The organism is Kitasatospora sp. GAS1066B, assembly GCF_041262605.1.
GTDB lineage: Bacteria > Actinomycetota > Actinomycetes > Streptomycetales > Streptomycetaceae > Kitasatospora.
The window spans coordinates 63,483-77,835 of sequence record NZ_JBGCCO010000001.1 but is presented as its reverse complement, the minus strand read 5'-3'; the positions used below and the strand labels follow the sequence as shown (position 1 = coordinate 77,835).

The following is a 14,353-nucleotide window of genomic DNA, read 5'->3' as shown; positions in this document are numbered from 1 at the left end:
ACGATCACGCCCCGCGCAGGCGCATCCCGGCGGCGCGGTAGATCTCGTCGATCAGGGTCATGGTGACCACGGCGTCCTCCGCCGAGGTCAGCACCGGACCGTCGCGCAGCACCGCGTCGGCGAAGGCGCGCAGTTGGTAGGTGTAGGTCTGCTCGCCCCGCACCCGCTCGTGGCGCCGCGCGGCGGCGGTCCGCACTGACAGGCGGTGGTAGATCTGCGGGGCGACGAAGTTGACGACCTTGAGTTCGCCCCGGTCACCCACCACCCGGACGCTGATGTCCAGCACCTTCGCCGACCACATGGACGCGGTGATCCGCCCGGCGGACCCGTCCGGGAACCGCAGTTCGGCGGTCATCGCCCGGTCGATGTCCGGTCCGCGCAGCTTGGCCCGGGCGGTCGTCACCTCGGGCGTGCCGTCACCGAGCAGACGCAGGCAGTTCACCGCGTAGCAGCCGGCGTCCATCAGCGCGCCGCCGCCCAGCGGATAGCTGTACCGGATGTCATCGAAGCTCGGCAGCGGGAAGCACATCGCCACCTCGATCGAGCGCACCGGGCCCAGTTCGCCGCTGTCGACGATCTCGCGCATCCGGGCGGCCAGCGGGTGGTAGCGGTAGTGGAACGCCTCCATCACGACCAGGCCGGCGGCCGCCGCCGCGTCGGCCACCTCGCGCGCCTGCGCCGCGTTCGAGGTGAACGGCTTCTCGCACAGCACGTGCTTGCCCGCCGCGATCGCCTTCAACGTCCACTCGGCGTGCAGCGCGTTCGGCAGCGGGTTGTAGACCGCATCGATCTCCGGGTCGTCCACCAGCGCCTGGTAGCCGTCGTGGACCGTGGCGATGCCGTGCTTGGCCGCGAACCGGCGGGCCCGCTGCGGATCCCGGGCCGCGATCGCGGCCACCACGGCCTCCGGCACCCGGGCCGCAGGCCGGACCAGCGCCATGGGGACGATACGGGCGGCGCCGAGGACACCGATACGGAGCTGCGTCATGGGAAATCCCTTACGGGGTCTGCGCGGTGCGGAACGGGAGAGGCCCTAGGGCCTGTACGGCGGATCTTTTCGGATGAGCCCGCGGCGTTGGGCGCCCGGCTGGGCGTGCGCCCGAGTCGTCCTCGTACTGGACGTACTTGGGCGATTCGGGCGTGCGTCCAGCCGGGATGCCCGGCGTCGCGGGCCCGGAAAGATCCGCCGTACAGGCCCTAGCCGCATTCTGCCGGGCGGGCGGCCCCGTACGCCAGACGTCATGGTCTGGTGATCCGCATCGTCCTACCGGGCTCTAAAGTGGTCTGCGCTCCAGGTGATCTGTCGAGTAGGGGGTTGGACTGTGGCGCGGGTGATGCGGATGGCCGCCGAGCCCGTCGGGCCGCGCCGGTTCCTGATCGCCACCGCCACCGCTCACTACAAGAACGAGCCCGACTGGGACCGCCCCGGCCTGGTCGAGGCCCGCCAGGAGGTCATCGACCTCTTCACGCAGCGGTTCGGCTACCAGCACGTCAGCGACCTGGGACTGAACCCGACCGAGCATCAACTCACCGAGCAGCTGAGGCTGTTCTGCAAGTCTCCGGAACGCCGCGAGGACGACCTGATCGCGGTGTACGTCGCCGGCCACGGCGAGGTGCTGGACGAGGACGAGGGCGGCGGCCACGTCCTGCTGACCCACGACAGCGAGCCCGACGACATCGCCGACGCCCTGCCGACCGAGACCCTGGCCCGCAAGATGCTCACCGGTACCCGGGTGCGCCGGTTGCTGCTCATGCTGGACACCTGCTACTCGGGTCAGGGCGGCAACGAGCTGACCGCCTCGGCACTGGAGCGGATGAGCCGGCGCTGGGGTGCGACGCCCGGCTCCGGCCTGGCGATCGTCTCCTCCGCGCAGCCGCTGGAGCAGGCCCGGACCGGGGCCTTCCCCCGCTTGCTCCGCGAGGCAGCCGAGGACCTGGCCGTCGCCGGCCACGCACCGGCCACCCTGGCGCTGGAAGCCGTCGTGCAGCGGATGAACGCCGCCCCCGGGTGCCAGCGGATCGGCCTCACCCAGGTCGGCCTCACCGGGGCAGTCCCCCCGTTCCTGCCCAACCCGCGCCGCGAAGCGCGGCCGAGCGACGAACCGCAGCCGACCGCCGTGGACCTGGCCGTCCGTCAGGAAGCCGCCTGGCAGCGCCAGGCCGACCTGCGGGACGTCGAGTTGAGCACCCGGCTGCTGGTCCGGGCCACGGGCCACCACGGCACCGGCTCGGGCTGGTGGTTCGCGGGCCGCCGCACCGCCCTGGCCGACCTCGCCGACTGGCTCGCCGACTCGCCCCGATCCGCCTTCTCGCGCCCCGCGTTGGCCGTCACCGCGGGCCCCGGCTCGGGAAAGACCGCCGTCCTGGGAGTCATCGCCGCCCTCGCGCATCCCGTGCTGCGCCACGCCGTCCCCGTCCACTCGCTCGGCCTGGGGCAACCGACGGTCGAGTCGGCCCGGCTGGTCGATCTCGCCGTCTACGCACGGACCCTGACCGACCAGCAGGTCCTCGACGCGCTCGCCGCAGCCGTCCGGGTCCGGGCGGCCACGGTCGGCGAACTCCTCGCGGCGCTCGACGGCCGCAGCCGGCCGCTCACCGTGCTGATCGACGGCCTCGACGAAGCCGACAGCCCCGACACCCTGTGCACCGGGGTGTTGCGCCCCCTGATCGCTCACGCGGACGGCCGCATCCGGTTGCTCCTGGGGACCCGACCGCACCTGCTGCCCCGGCTTGGCCTGCCCCGCGACCAGCAGATCGACCTCGACGCCGGCCGCTACGCCGACCCCGAGGCCGTCCTGACCTACACCGTCCGCAACCTGCTGCAGGCCCACGCCGGTTCGCCGTACCGCAGCTGCGAACCGGTCCTGACCCGACAGGTCGCCGTCGCCGTCGCCGCCACGGCGGGCCGTTCGTTCCTGGTCGCCCGCCTGGCAGCCGGCACGCTGGCGGCCGTGCCCGAGCTCCCCGACCTGCACGACCCCGCCTGGCACCGGAGCCTGCCCAGGCACGCGGACGAGGCCATGGCGAAGGACCTGACGGTGCGTCTGGGGCCGGACGCGGCTCGCGCGGCCGACCTGCTGCGCCCGCTGGCCTACGCCCAGGGCCAGGGCCTGCCCTGGGAGGACCTGTGGGCGGCCTTGGCCGGCGGCATCAGCGGTCGTCACTACACCGACGCGGACATCAGCTGGCTGCGGGAGAAGGCCGGCGCCTACGTCGTCGAGGCGGTCGCGGACGGCCGCTCCGCCTACCGCCTCTACCACCAGGCGCTGGCCGAACACCTCCGTGCGGAGCACCTGCGCAGCGGCGCCGACGACACCGCCGTTCACGCGGCCTTCGCCCGCACCTTGACCGACCACGTCCCCTACGGCGCCGACGGCACACCGGACTGGTCCCGCGCCCACCCCTACGTCCTGCGGTACCTGGCCGGCCACGCCACCCTGGGCGGGGTTCTCGACGCGGCCGTCACGGATACCGGCTACTTGGTGCACGCCGACCCGGACGGACTCGTCCCCCATCTGCACGCCGCCCAGGCCGAGCCCGCCCGGCTGGCCGCGGCCGTCTACCGCAGCTCCATCGGTACGCACCGCACCACGACGCCCGGTCGCCGCCGCCGGATCCTGGCGCTGGACGCCGCCCGCTACAACCATCCAAGCCTGCTCAACACGCTCAACAGACCAGCCCCTCCAGGCGGTTGGGTGCCGCGGCACGCCACCGGCAGCACCGTGTCCGCCGCCCTGTGCAACACCATGAGCGGACACACCGACGCGGTGACCGCGGTGGCGTGCACCGTCGTGGACGGACGCCCGGTGGCCGTGACCGGCTCGGTCGATGGCACGGTGCGGGTGTGGGATCTGGCGACGGGTCAGCCGGTCGGGCAGCCGTTGAGTGGGCACGGTGGTGGGGTGCGGGCGGTGGTGTGTGCGGAACTTGGTGGGCGGCCTGTGGCGGTGTCCGGTTCTTACGATGGCACGGTGCGGGTGTGGGATCTGGCGACGGGTCAGCCGGTCGGGCAGCCGTTGAGTGGGCACGGTGGTGGGGTGCGGGCGGTGGTGTGTGCGGAACTTGGTGGGCGGCCTGTGGCGGTGTCCGGTTCTTACGATGGCACGGTGCGGGTGTGGGATCTGGCGACCGGGCAGCCCGTCGGGCAGCCGTTGAGCGGGCACGGCAGTGGGGTGCGGGCGGTGGCGTGCACGGAACTGGCCGGCCGCCCCGTCGTCGTCGCCGTCACCGGTTCCTATGACGCCGTGTGCATGTGGGACCTGACCACCGCCGAACCCCTCGGCCAACCCCTGCGCCAGACCAGGGGGATGGTGGATGTCGCGTGCACCGTGCTGGACGGGCGCCCGGTGGCGGTCACCAGTTCCGGGGGCCGCACGGTGCGGGTCTGGGACCTGGTCGCCGGCCGGCCGATCGGCCAACCCCTCACCGGCCACACCGACATCGTGGCGGCGGTGGCGTGCACGGTGCTGGACGGACGCCCGGTGGCGGTCACCGGCTCCGAGGACTGCACGGTGCGGGTCTGGGATCTGACGGCTAGTCAGCCCGTGGGCCAGGCTCTGAACGGCCATACCGACACGGTGACCGCGGTGGCGTGCACGGTGCTGGACGGGCGGCCGGTGGCGGTCACCGGCTCCAAGGACTGCACGGTGCGGGTGTGGGACCTGGGCGTGGACCGGCCGTTGGGGCAGCCGCTGAGTGGTCACACCGACACGGTGACCGCGGCGGCGTGCACCGTCCTGGACGGGCGTCCGGTGGCCGTCACCGGCTCCTGGGACCGCACGGTGCGGGTGTGGGACCTGGCCGCAGGCCGGCCGATCGGCCAACCCCTCACCGGTCACACCGACATGGTGACGGCGGCGGCGTGCACCAGCTTGGACGGCAGGCCGGTCGCGGTCACCGGCTCCATCGACTCCTCCCTGCGGGTGTGGGATCTGGCGGCAGGTCGAGCCATCGGTCTGCCGTTGACCGGCCACGCCAACGCGGTGGCGGCGGTGGCGTGCACGGTGCTGGAGGGGCGTCCGGTGGCCGTCACCGGTTCCTGGGACGCCACGGTGCGGGTGTGGGACCTGACAGCTGGTCGAGCCATCGGTCTGCCGTTGACCGGTCACACCAACGCGGTGGCGGCGCTGGCGTGCACGGTGCTGGAGGGGCGGCGCGTGGCGGTCACCGGTTCCTGGGACGCCACGGTGCGGGTGTGGGACCTGGCTGCTGGCAAGCCAGTTGGCCGGCCGCTGACCGGTCACACCGGCAAGGTGATCGCGGTGGCGTGCGTGGTGCTGGACGGGCGTCCGGTGGCCGTCACCGGCTCCGAGGACCACACGGTGCGGCTGTGGGACCTGGCGGCCGGCAAGCCGATCGGCCGGCCGCTCACCGGTCACACCGGCAAGGTGACCGCGGTGGCGTGCGCGGTGCTGGACGGGCGCCCCGTCGCCGTCACCGGCTCCGACGACCACACGGTGCGGTTCTGGGACCTCCTCGGCCTGGCACCGGTGGACGTGCTCGACCTGCCGGCCCAGTGCTCGGCACTGGCCCTGTCCGACGTCGAATGGCTCGCCTGCGCGTTCGGCCGGGACATCGCCGTCTTCGGTCGACACGCGTAAGAGGCCTAGGGCCTGTACGGCGGATCTTTTCGGATGAGCCCGCGGCGTTGGGCGCCCGGCTGGGCGTGCGCTCGAGTCGTCCTCGTACTGGACGTACTTGGGCGATTCGGGCGTGCGTCCAGCCGGGATGCCCGGCGTCGCGGGCCCGGAAAGATCCGCCGTACAGGCCCTAGGACTCACCATCGCGGCATCAAGTGGCTGATCCCGTTCCTCTGCTGACGCTCAGCCGCCCGGGCGGGCGCGGGCCCGTCCGCCGGCCGGCCCGGCCCCTGGCCAGCGCATCCAGCACGCCTACCGGATCCGCTCCAGATCCATTCGAGGCGCCCGGCCGACACTGACGGTGCACGTGCTACCGCCCCACCCACACCACCCACAGGAGAACCCCATGAGCACTGCCACTCTCCCGGTCGCCGTAGACGTGACCGAGCTGGAGGACCTCTTCGACCTCGACGTGCGCATCGAGGTGAGCGAGACCGCCGCAGAGGCCGCGTTCACCAGCGTCGTCTGCAGCGTCACTTGTGCCTCCTGCATCATGACCGCCTGCTGCGGCTGGTAACGGCCACCGGGATCCTTCTGCTGCTTCTGACGGCCGCAGGCCGGCTCCGCCGACGGCGCACGCCCGGCGGAGCCGGCGGCTGAGGGCTCACGGGACCGGCGGCGCGCGCCGCCGGTCCCGGGCCCACCCGCGCGCCCGGCCACCACGCCGACGCGCCGTCCACACCGAGGGACCGCCACCGAGGGACTGCCACCGATGCCGCTGCCGCCCGCCACCCCACCGCTCTTCCGCGCCGCCCCCGTCGCCCTGTTGCGCGCGCCGCTCCGCGGCCACGACCGCCGCGCTGCCTGGGCCGTGGCCACCCCCTCGGACCCCACCGACCGGGCGGCCTGCGAACAGCTGCTGCGCGGCGCGGCCGGTGACGGATTCTTCATGGAGGCGCTGCGGGTCGCCAGCCCCACGCTGGCCAACCTGGTGGAGGCGAGCACGCAGCCCACCGGGCTCGCCACCCGCACCGACGCCCAACTGCGGCGCGCCGCGGTCTCGGTGCTGCGCTACGAGATCCGGCTGCGCTCCCGCAGCACCCCGTTCGGGCTCTTCGCCGGCGTCGCCCCGGTCCGGGTCGGCGCCACGGCCGACGGCCCGGCGGCGAAGGTGTCCTGGTCGCAGCCGGCGACCAGCCGGACCAGGGTCGACCTCGACTGGCTCCTGCGCCTGGTCCAGCGGCTGGAGCAGGACCCCGAGCTGCTCCCGCACCTGACCCTGCACGTCCACGCCGGCACCGTCCCGCGCGGCGGCCGGCTGGTGATGGCCGCACCCTCCAACCCCGGTGCCACCGCGGGCGACAGCACCCGAAGCGAGGTCTCGGTGCGGATCACGCCGGTGGTCACCGCCGCCTTGGAGCTGGCCGCCGCCGGCACCACCGCCACGGCGGCCGTCACCGAGCTGGAGCGGCGCTTCCCCACGGCCCCGGCCGGTGCGGCCGCCAGGCTGCTGGCCACGCTGGTCCGCCAGGAGTTCCTGATCACGGGGCTGCGCCCGGTGCTCGACGGCGGCGACCCGCTCGGCCGGGTGATCGGCGTGCTGGCCGCCGCGGAGCACTCCGCCGGCCGGCCGCTGCCCCTGCTGGCCGCCCTGCGCGCGATCGCCGCCGACCGCGACCGGTACGACGCCGCCGCCCCGGGCGAGCGCCGCGCGGCGCTCGCCGCACTGGAGCGGAAGATGCGGCAACTGGCCGACGCCGAGCGGCTGATCCACGTCGACATGGCGCTGGGCGCCGAGGTGCGCCTGCCGCAGGCCGTCGCAGACGAGGCGGCCCGCGGGCTGGGCGTGCTGTGGCGACTGTCCGCGCCCGGTCCGGGCACGCCGCCGCTGCGCGGCTACCACCGGGACTTCCTGGAGCGCTACGGCGTGGACCGCGTCGTTCCGGTGCTGGAGGCGCTGGACGACACGGTCGGCATCGGCGCGCCGGCCGGCTACGCGTGGCCGCCTTCGACCCGCACCGAGGAACCGGCACGGTCGGTGCCCCGGGACCGGGAGCTGCTGCTGGGCCGGCTGGCCGCCGAGGCGGTGCGCGACGGCGCCCGGGAGGTGGTGCTGGACGACGCCCTGGTGGCGCGGCTGGCCCCCGGAGAGCCGCGGTCCGAGCGGCTGCCGCGCTCCTGCGAGCTGTTCTGCACGCTGGTCGCCGCCGACGAACAGGCGCTGTCCGACGGCGACTTCCTGCTGGTCGGCGGCGGTGGACCGGGCCAGACCGAGGCCGGCGCCACCTTCGGGCGGTTCGCCGGACTGGCCGGCTCGGTCAACGAGGAGCTGGCCGCCTTCGCCTTCCCCGAGCAACCGGACGCGCTGCATCTCGCCGTCGCCTACCAGCCGCGGCACACCCGGGCGCTCAACGTCGCCAACAGCCCGCGCACCGCGGACCACGAGGTGACCATCGGGCTGCCGCCGGACCCGGCCGCAACCGCCGTGCGCCTGGAGGAGATCGGCGTGGCCGCCACCGTCGACCACCTGTACGCGGTGCACCTGCCCACCGGCCGGTTGCTGCTGCCGCACGCCCACCACGCGCTCGACGTGCGAGGCCAGGCGCCGAACGTCGCCCGGTTCCTGCTCGACGTGGGCCGGGACGCCTACCGGACCTACACCCCCTGGGACTGGGGACCGGCCGCCGGTGCGCCGTTCCTGCCGCGGGTGCGCTACGGCCGGGTGGTGCTCGCCTCCGCCACCTGGCGGCTGGACGAGCTGGCCGAGCACACCGGACTCGACCCGGCCGGCTGGGGCGCGGCGGTGCAGCGCTGGCGGGAGCGCTGGCAGGTGCCACGGCAGCTGGTGCTGACCCGCTACGACCACCGCCTGCCGGTGGACCTGACCGACGCCTGGCACCGTGAGTTGCTGCGCGACGCGCTCGCCAAGGACCCCGGCCTGCTGGCCGTCGAGCTGCCCGGCGGCGAGCAGCGGACCGACGGCTGGCTGCGCGACGCCGAGGGCCTGGCCCACCGCTCCGAGCTGGCGCTGGCCTTCGCCCGCCGGCCGCAGGCGGTCCAGCCGCAGCCGGCCACCCAGCCACCGGCGACCGGCCGGCCTGCCCCGGCCGGGCGCCTCGTGCCACCGGCGCGCCCGGCCGGCCCGCGGCTGGCCGAGCCCGGCGGCGAGTGGCTCTACGCGAAGCTCTACCTCGCGGGCCGGCACACGGATGCCTTCCTCCAGGAGCGGCTGAACCCGTTCCTGGCCGAACTGCCCGGCCCGGCCCAGGCGGTGATCGACCGCTGGTTCTTCATCCGCTACCGGGACCCGGACGACCACCTGCGGCTGCGCTTCCACGGGCCGGCGGACACCCTGTGGCAGGAGCTGCTACCGCCCCTGCGCGGCGCGGTGCGGCAGTGGACGGCCCAGGGGCTGGTCGGACGGTTCGTGCTGGACGGCTACGACCCCGAGTGGGAGCGCTACGGCGGCCCCGAGGCCCAGGCGGCCGCCGAACGCTTCTTCGCCGCCGACAGCCGTACGACCCTCACCCTGCTGCGGACCGCCCGGCAGGCCGCCGCGATGCCCGGTGACGGTGGGCGCGGTGACGGTGGGCCCAGTGACGGTGGGCGCGGTGACGTGCCGTGGGACAAGGAGACGCTGGCCGCGCTCTCCCTCGCCTCCATCGCGCACGCCGCCGGCCTGCCGCCGGAGGCCGTCGCCCCGGCCCGCTACCAGGAGCCGGCCGCCGCCTGGCTGGCCGGCAGCGCGGTCGACCAGGAGCTGCCGGCCGGCTACCGGGCCAACCGGGCCAAGTGGCTGCGACTGATCGACCCGGCCGGCGGTTGGCCCGCACTGGCCGAACACCCGCTCGGTGCCCAGGTGGCGCAGGCACTGGCCGACCAGGCCGGACACCTGCGTGCCTACCGCGAGCAACTGGACGAACTCGCCGCCCGCGGCGCCGATTGGTCGCCACTGCCCACGGTGGTGGCGAGCCTGCTCCACATGTCCTGCAACCGGCTGCTCGGGACCGACCGGGAGGCCGAGCTGCGCGCGCACGCCCTCGCCCGCGCCTGCGTGACCGGAAACGCCGACCGAAGGAAGCACCAGCGGTGACCACGGCAACAGCGACCACGGCAGCCGTAACCACGGCGACAGGGAGGGTGACGGCGGTGACCACGGAGGCGCTGACGCATCCGGTAACGACACCGGTGAGGCAACCGGTGACGACACCGGTCGCGACCACGGCGGCGGCGCCCGGCACCACCGGGCGCATCGAGGCGGCCGTCGAGCGGGTGGCCGCCGCCCTCACCGAGGAGCCGCAGCAGCACGGCCCCGGCCGGCCCGCCGCCCCCGCGGCCGCACTGGGCGGCGCGGCCGGCGTCGCTCTCCTGCTCACCGAGCTCGCCCGCCGCGACCCGGGCCGGCTGCCCGCCGCGCACGGCCGGCTCACGGTGGCGGCCAAGGCCCTGACCAACACCGCCTCGGTCGGTCTGCACCACGGTCCGGCCGCGGTGTTGGTGGCCGTTCAGGCGGCCGCGAGGCTCGGCGGTCACTATCCGCGCCTGCGCCACACCCTGACCGCGCACGTCGCGACCGAGCAGCTCGCCCGCCTCGCGGCCCAGCCGGCCGGACCGGGTGTGGACTGGTCGTCCTACGACGCCATCGCCGGCGCCAGCGGCACCGGCCGGGTGCTGCTCACCGCGGTCACCGACGGCGACGCCGAGGAGCGGGCGACGGCCGAGCCCGCGCTGCGCGCCACCCTCGCCCACCTCGTCGCGCTCAGCCGGCCGGTGCGGGTGGGCGGCCGGCAGGTGCCCGGCTGGTGGGTACCGGGTCACCGCCAGCTAACGGCCGCCGACCGCGCACGTTTCCCGCGCGGTGACATCAACCTCGGGACGGCCCACGGCATCGCGGGCCCGCTGGCGCTGCTCGCCCGCAGCGCCGAGCTGGACGTGACGGTCGACGGGCAGCTCGCGGCCGTGCGGCGGATCGGCGGCTGGCTGGCCGCGCGGGCGGACCACGACGCGTCCGGGCCGTACTGGCAGCCGAGGCTGCCGCTGGACGAGGAGATCGCCCGGGCCTGCGGCGGGCCCACCTCGTCCGCCGCGCCCGTCGCCACCGCCGCCGCTGCCTGGTGCTACGGCTCCGTCAGCATCGCGGGCGCCCTGCTGCGCGCGGCTCGGGTGACCGGCGAGGAGGCCTGGCACCGGCTCGCCCTGGACAGCGCCCACGCCGTGCTGGCCCGCCCCGGCACCCTGGACCACCTGAAGGGCCCCACCGTCTGCCACGGCGAGGCGGGCTTCCTGCAGAGCCTGTGGCGGCTCGGGCGGCAGGCCGAGGACCCGGTCCTGCTCGACCACTGCGCGCGCCTGGCCGACCGGCTGGCCGCGGCCTTCGACCAGGAGGCCGTCTACGGCTACCGGCACCTGGCGCCGGCCCACCGCGACCGCGGCTGGCAGCCCGGCCGGCCGCCGAGCGCCGAGGACAACCCCGGGATCCTGGAGGGCGCGGCCGGCGTCGCGGCCGCCCTCCTCTCGGTGCTACCCGGCCCCGGTTCGTCGGACCACGAGCAGGACGAGCCCGTCTGGGACCGTGTCCTGCTGCTGTCCTGACACCGGGTCAGAACCTCCGCGCGCCCTTGCCGCCCTTCCGTCAGCCCCTGGGACCGCCCGGCGACGCGGATCGTCGGCGGGCGAGGAACAGCCAGCCGGTGGCGAGGACACCGACCGCGGTCTCGACGATCCACAGGACCAACGGGCCTCGGCGGAAGCCCTCGTAGACCGGCCAGGCCCAGGGCTCAGCGACCAGTGCCAGGCTCAGGCAGGCCCCGGCTGCCACCGATCGGGTGCCGGCGTACCTGCTGCCCAGCAAGCCGTAGACCACCCCGACGGGCAGCGCGATCAGGCCCCACGGCGGCGAGCCCCGGAAGATGTAGTGCAGCCAGCCCGCCACGCTCAGTCCGGATCCGAACTGGCGGGCGTAGAAGGCGATCAGGCATGCGAACTCGGCGAGCGTCCCCGCGGCGACGGCCCAGTGCCACGACCGTTGGAGGCGCCCGGCGAAGAAGGCGATCGCCAGCCAGGGGGCGAAGAGATTGCTCACCCAGAAGACGCGCGGATCATCCGGCGAAGGGATCCAGGAGATCGCGGCCCCGTAGCAGGCGGCCCCGGCCCCGGTCGCGGCGGCGAGCAGCGGCCGGGATCGCAGCCGTGCGGGGGCGGTGCCGTCGGCTCGCGTTGTCGTGGCCATCAGGCCCTTCCCTCGACGATCATCCGAGCAGTCTGACAGACGAGATGAACGCCGCCCGAGGCAGATCACGCCGGTTGAGCCGCCATCAGCGGTAGTACTCCGCGACCACGGCCCGGACCTCGTCGAGCAGCGCGGGGCCGTCCTGCGGCACGGGCGGTTGGCCGCTGCCCGGCCGGATGTCCAGGAGCTGCTCGTTGGACAGGGCGAACACCACCCGGCGTAGCCCTGCCCGTTGGATGACCGCCTCGCACATCCCGCACGGCTGGCAGCTGGTGTACATCGTGGTCCCCGCAGCCGTGGCCGGGTCCAGCTCTCGCGCGGCCCACCTCGCCAGCTTGAGTTCCGGGTGCGCGGTGATGTCCTGGTCGGTGAGGGTGGTGTTCTGCTCCTCTGCCAGCACCGTTCCGTCCGGTCCGGTCAGCAGCGACCCGAAGGGCGGGTTGCCGCTCGCGTGTGCCTCGGCCGCGAGCGCGATGGCTCGCCGGAGGAGGGTGTGGTCGTCGGGGGTGGTCATGAGAGCTCCGTTCGGCCGCGGGGCGGGTAGAAGTGTGCGGCCACCGTGGCGAGTGCCTGCCGGCCCAGCTGCGGGTGGCACGTCTCGCGGGGGTCGCCGGTGTAGGGGTCGAGGACGACGGTCTCGGCGCCCAGCAGCCGCAGTTGGTCGAGGTCGTCCATGACCTGGTCGATCGTGCCCTCCCCGGCGAGCCGTTGCGGTCCGCTGACCGGCGTCGCGGTGAGCTTGAGGGCGATCCGGGGGGCCAGCGCGGGCACGGGGAGGCGCTGTTCGGCCGCGGCGGCCCGCAGCCTGACCGCGGCTTCGCGCAGCCACGGCATGGTGCAGCGCAGCGGGTGCCAGGCGTCCCCGAGCCGGACGGCCCGGCGCAGCCCCGCGTCGCTGTTGCCGCCGACCCAGACCGGGATCCTGCGGGTGCCGTGGTCGGCGGTGTCCGACCAGGCCGCCCGGATGGCATGCAGGTGATCGTCCGTCAGCCGTCCGCGCCGTTCGAAGGGGATCCCGAGGGCGGCGAACTCCTGCCGTGCCCAACCCACTCCCACGCCGAGGACCAGCCGGCCGCCGCTCAGCTGGTCCAGGTTGGCCGCCATCCGGGCGGTGAGCAGCGGGTGCCGGTAGGGAGCGATGAGGACCGTCGTGCCGAGCCGGACCCGGGTGGTGAGGCCGGCCAGCCACGACAAGGTGGTGAAGGGCTCGTAGAAGGGCGCCGGGTACCGCTCGGCGACGTCGGGCGTGATGGCGATGTGGTCGGAGACCATCAGCAGGTCGAAGCCCAGGCCCTCCACGGTCTGGGCCCAGCTGCGCAGGACTCCCGGGTCGGTGCCGGGGCCGAAATTGGGGACGTTGACGCCGATTTTCACACCGCCGAGCCTAGCCAGGTGTCACGGGCCGTCAGAAGGGATTCCTGCCTGTTCAGGGGCGGTTCGCCCGTGGATTCACCGGTAATCTGGGCGGATGACCGGGAATCTTGACGCGACGGACTGGGCGATCCTGGATGAGCTCCAGCAGGACGGCCGGATCGCGTACACGGAGCTGGCGCGGCGGGTGAACCTGAGCGCGTCGGCGACGACGGAGCGGGTGCGGCGGCTGGAGGCGACCGGGGTGATCACGGGGTACCGGGCCGAGGTGGATCTGGAGCGGACCGGTTACCTGGCGATGGCCGTGGTGCGGCTGAAGTACCCGGGAACCCGGCACGAGCCGCTTCGCCGGCTGCTCGGGGAGCGCCCGGAGATCCTGGAGTGCCTGCGCACCACCGGGGACGACTGCTACGTCCTGAAGGTGGCGGCCACGTCGATGGCCCAACTGGAGGAGATCGTCGACGCGCTGGCCCAGTTCGGGAGCACGACCACCGACCTGGTCCTCAGCCGGACGCTGCCGTTCCGCGGCCCACGAGAGTCCCGGGCAGCACGGACCCGGGCCGCGTCACCGCAGTCGCTGTAGTCCCCGGAGGAGCAGATCGACCAAGCGGCGCGGGTCATAGCGCGGGTCGCTGTCACGTCCGATGCAGAGGTTGCCGATGCCGCGCATCAGTTCGAGGGCGTGCGTACCGGGGTTGATCTCGCCGGCGTCGACCGCGGCGTCGAGCAGCTGCGCGCAGACGGGTACCAGGCGGTCGATGAAGTAGGTGTGCAGCGCGTCGAAGCCGCTGCTGTCGGACTGCAGCGCGTTGGCCAGCCCGTGCTTCGTGACCAGGAAGTCGACGAAGAGGTCGACCCACTGGCGCAGTGCCGCGAACGGCGAGTCGGCCCCGGCCAGCAGGGTCGGGCCGACCTCGGCGCAGGCCTCGACCTGGTGGCGGTAGACGGCGACGACGAGGTCCGCCCGGGTCGGGAAGTGGCGGTAGATCGTCCCCACCCCGACGCCCGCGCTGGCCGCGATCTCACGGATCGGTGCGTCGACGCCGGAGGTGACGAACACTGCGGCGGCCGCGTCGAGCAGCGTCTGCCGGTTGCGCAGCGCGTCGGCCCGCTTGGTTCGGGCCGGCGCCTCCCCGGACGGGTCTGTTGTGGGCACCACGCTCTCCTTCCGACT

General features: G+C 74.4%; 10 protein-coding genes. 5 read left to right on the top strand and 5 right to left on the bottom strand.

The window, feature by feature from the left end; all coding sequences use genetic code 11:
* Nucleotides 1–4: 4 nt before the first annotated feature.
* Nucleotides 5–988: a Gfo/Idh/MocA family protein gene (locus ABH937_RS00360; protein ID WP_370216713.1), complete on the bottom strand. Its 984-nt coding sequence runs from the start codon at nt 986–988 to the stop codon at nt 5–7.
* 352 nt (nt 989–1,340) lie between these two features.
* On the opposite strand from ABH937_RS00360, the gene ABH937_RS00355 reads away from it, so the two are divergent.
* The 4 genes from ABH937_RS00355 (at nt 1,341) to ABH937_RS00340 (ending at nt 11,171) form a co-directional block, all read left to right on the top strand.
* Nucleotides 1,341–5,600 (top strand): hypothetical protein, encoded by a 4,260-nt coding sequence (locus ABH937_RS00355; protein ID WP_370216712.1) that lies wholly within the window; start codon nt 1,341–1,343, stop codon nt 5,598–5,600.
* Nucleotides 5,601–5,985: 385 nt separating this feature from the next.
* Entirely contained in the window at nt 5,986–6,156 is a 171-nt protein-coding gene (locus ABH937_RS00350; RefSeq protein ID WP_280693360.1) for an FDLD family class I lanthipeptide, read from the top strand.
* A gap of 195 nt (nt 6,157–6,351) precedes the next feature.
* Complete coding sequence (locus ABH937_RS00345; RefSeq protein WP_370216711.1) at nt 6,352–9,672, top strand: lantibiotic dehydratase; 3,321 nt, start codon at nt 6,352–6,354, stop codon at nt 9,670–9,672.
* A 107-nt stretch (nt 9,673–9,779) separates the two neighbouring features.
* Nucleotides 9,780–11,171, top strand: coding sequence for a lanthionine synthetase C family protein (locus tag ABH937_RS00340; RefSeq protein ID WP_370216710.1), 1,392 nt, complete (start codon nt 9,780–9,782; stop codon nt 11,169–11,171).
* 40 nt (nt 11,172–11,211) lie between these two features.
* Here ABH937_RS00340 and ABH937_RS00335 read toward each other — a convergent pair whose 3' ends face one another.
* The 3 genes from ABH937_RS00335 to ABH937_RS00325 all read right to left on the bottom strand — a co-directional run bounded on the left by ABH937_RS00335 (nt 11,212) and on the right by ABH937_RS00325 (nt 13,182).
* The gene (locus ABH937_RS00335; protein WP_370216709.1) at nt 11,212–11,808 is read right to left on the bottom strand and encodes a hypothetical protein; all 597 of its coding nucleotides are present in this window, start codon (nt 11,806–11,808) and stop codon (nt 11,212–11,214) included.
* Between the two features lie 85 nt (nt 11,809–11,893).
* Nucleotides 11,894–12,322, bottom strand: coding sequence for a nucleoside deaminase (locus tag ABH937_RS00330; RefSeq protein ID WP_280693364.1), 429 nt, complete (start codon nt 12,320–12,322; stop codon nt 11,894–11,896).
* Nucleotides 12,319–13,182, bottom strand: a complete 864-nt coding sequence (locus tag ABH937_RS00325; RefSeq protein WP_370216708.1) for an LLM class flavin-dependent oxidoreductase — start codon at nt 13,180–13,182, stop codon at nt 12,319–12,321. Before ABH937_RS00325 ends, ABH937_RS00330 begins: the two co-directional genes overlap by 4 nt.
* 94 nt (nt 13,183–13,276) lie before the next feature.
* Here ABH937_RS00325 and ABH937_RS00320 point away from each other — a divergent pair, with 94 nt between their 5' ends.
* On the top strand, nt 13,277–13,762 hold the full coding sequence (locus ABH937_RS00320) for an Lrp/AsnC family transcriptional regulator (protein WP_370216706.1): 486 nt from the start codon (nt 13,277–13,279) through the stop codon (nt 13,760–13,762).
* Here the strand turns inward: ABH937_RS00320 and ABH937_RS00315 are convergent.
* Nucleotides 13,745–14,335 carry a TetR/AcrR family transcriptional regulator gene (locus ABH937_RS00315; RefSeq protein WP_370216705.1) on the bottom strand — a complete coding sequence of 197 codons (591 nt, stop codon included), beginning with the start codon at nt 14,333–14,335 and terminating at the stop codon, nt 13,745–13,747. The genes ABH937_RS00320 and ABH937_RS00315 overlap by 18 nt on opposite strands.
* Between the last annotated feature and the right edge of the window lie 18 nt (nt 14,336–14,353).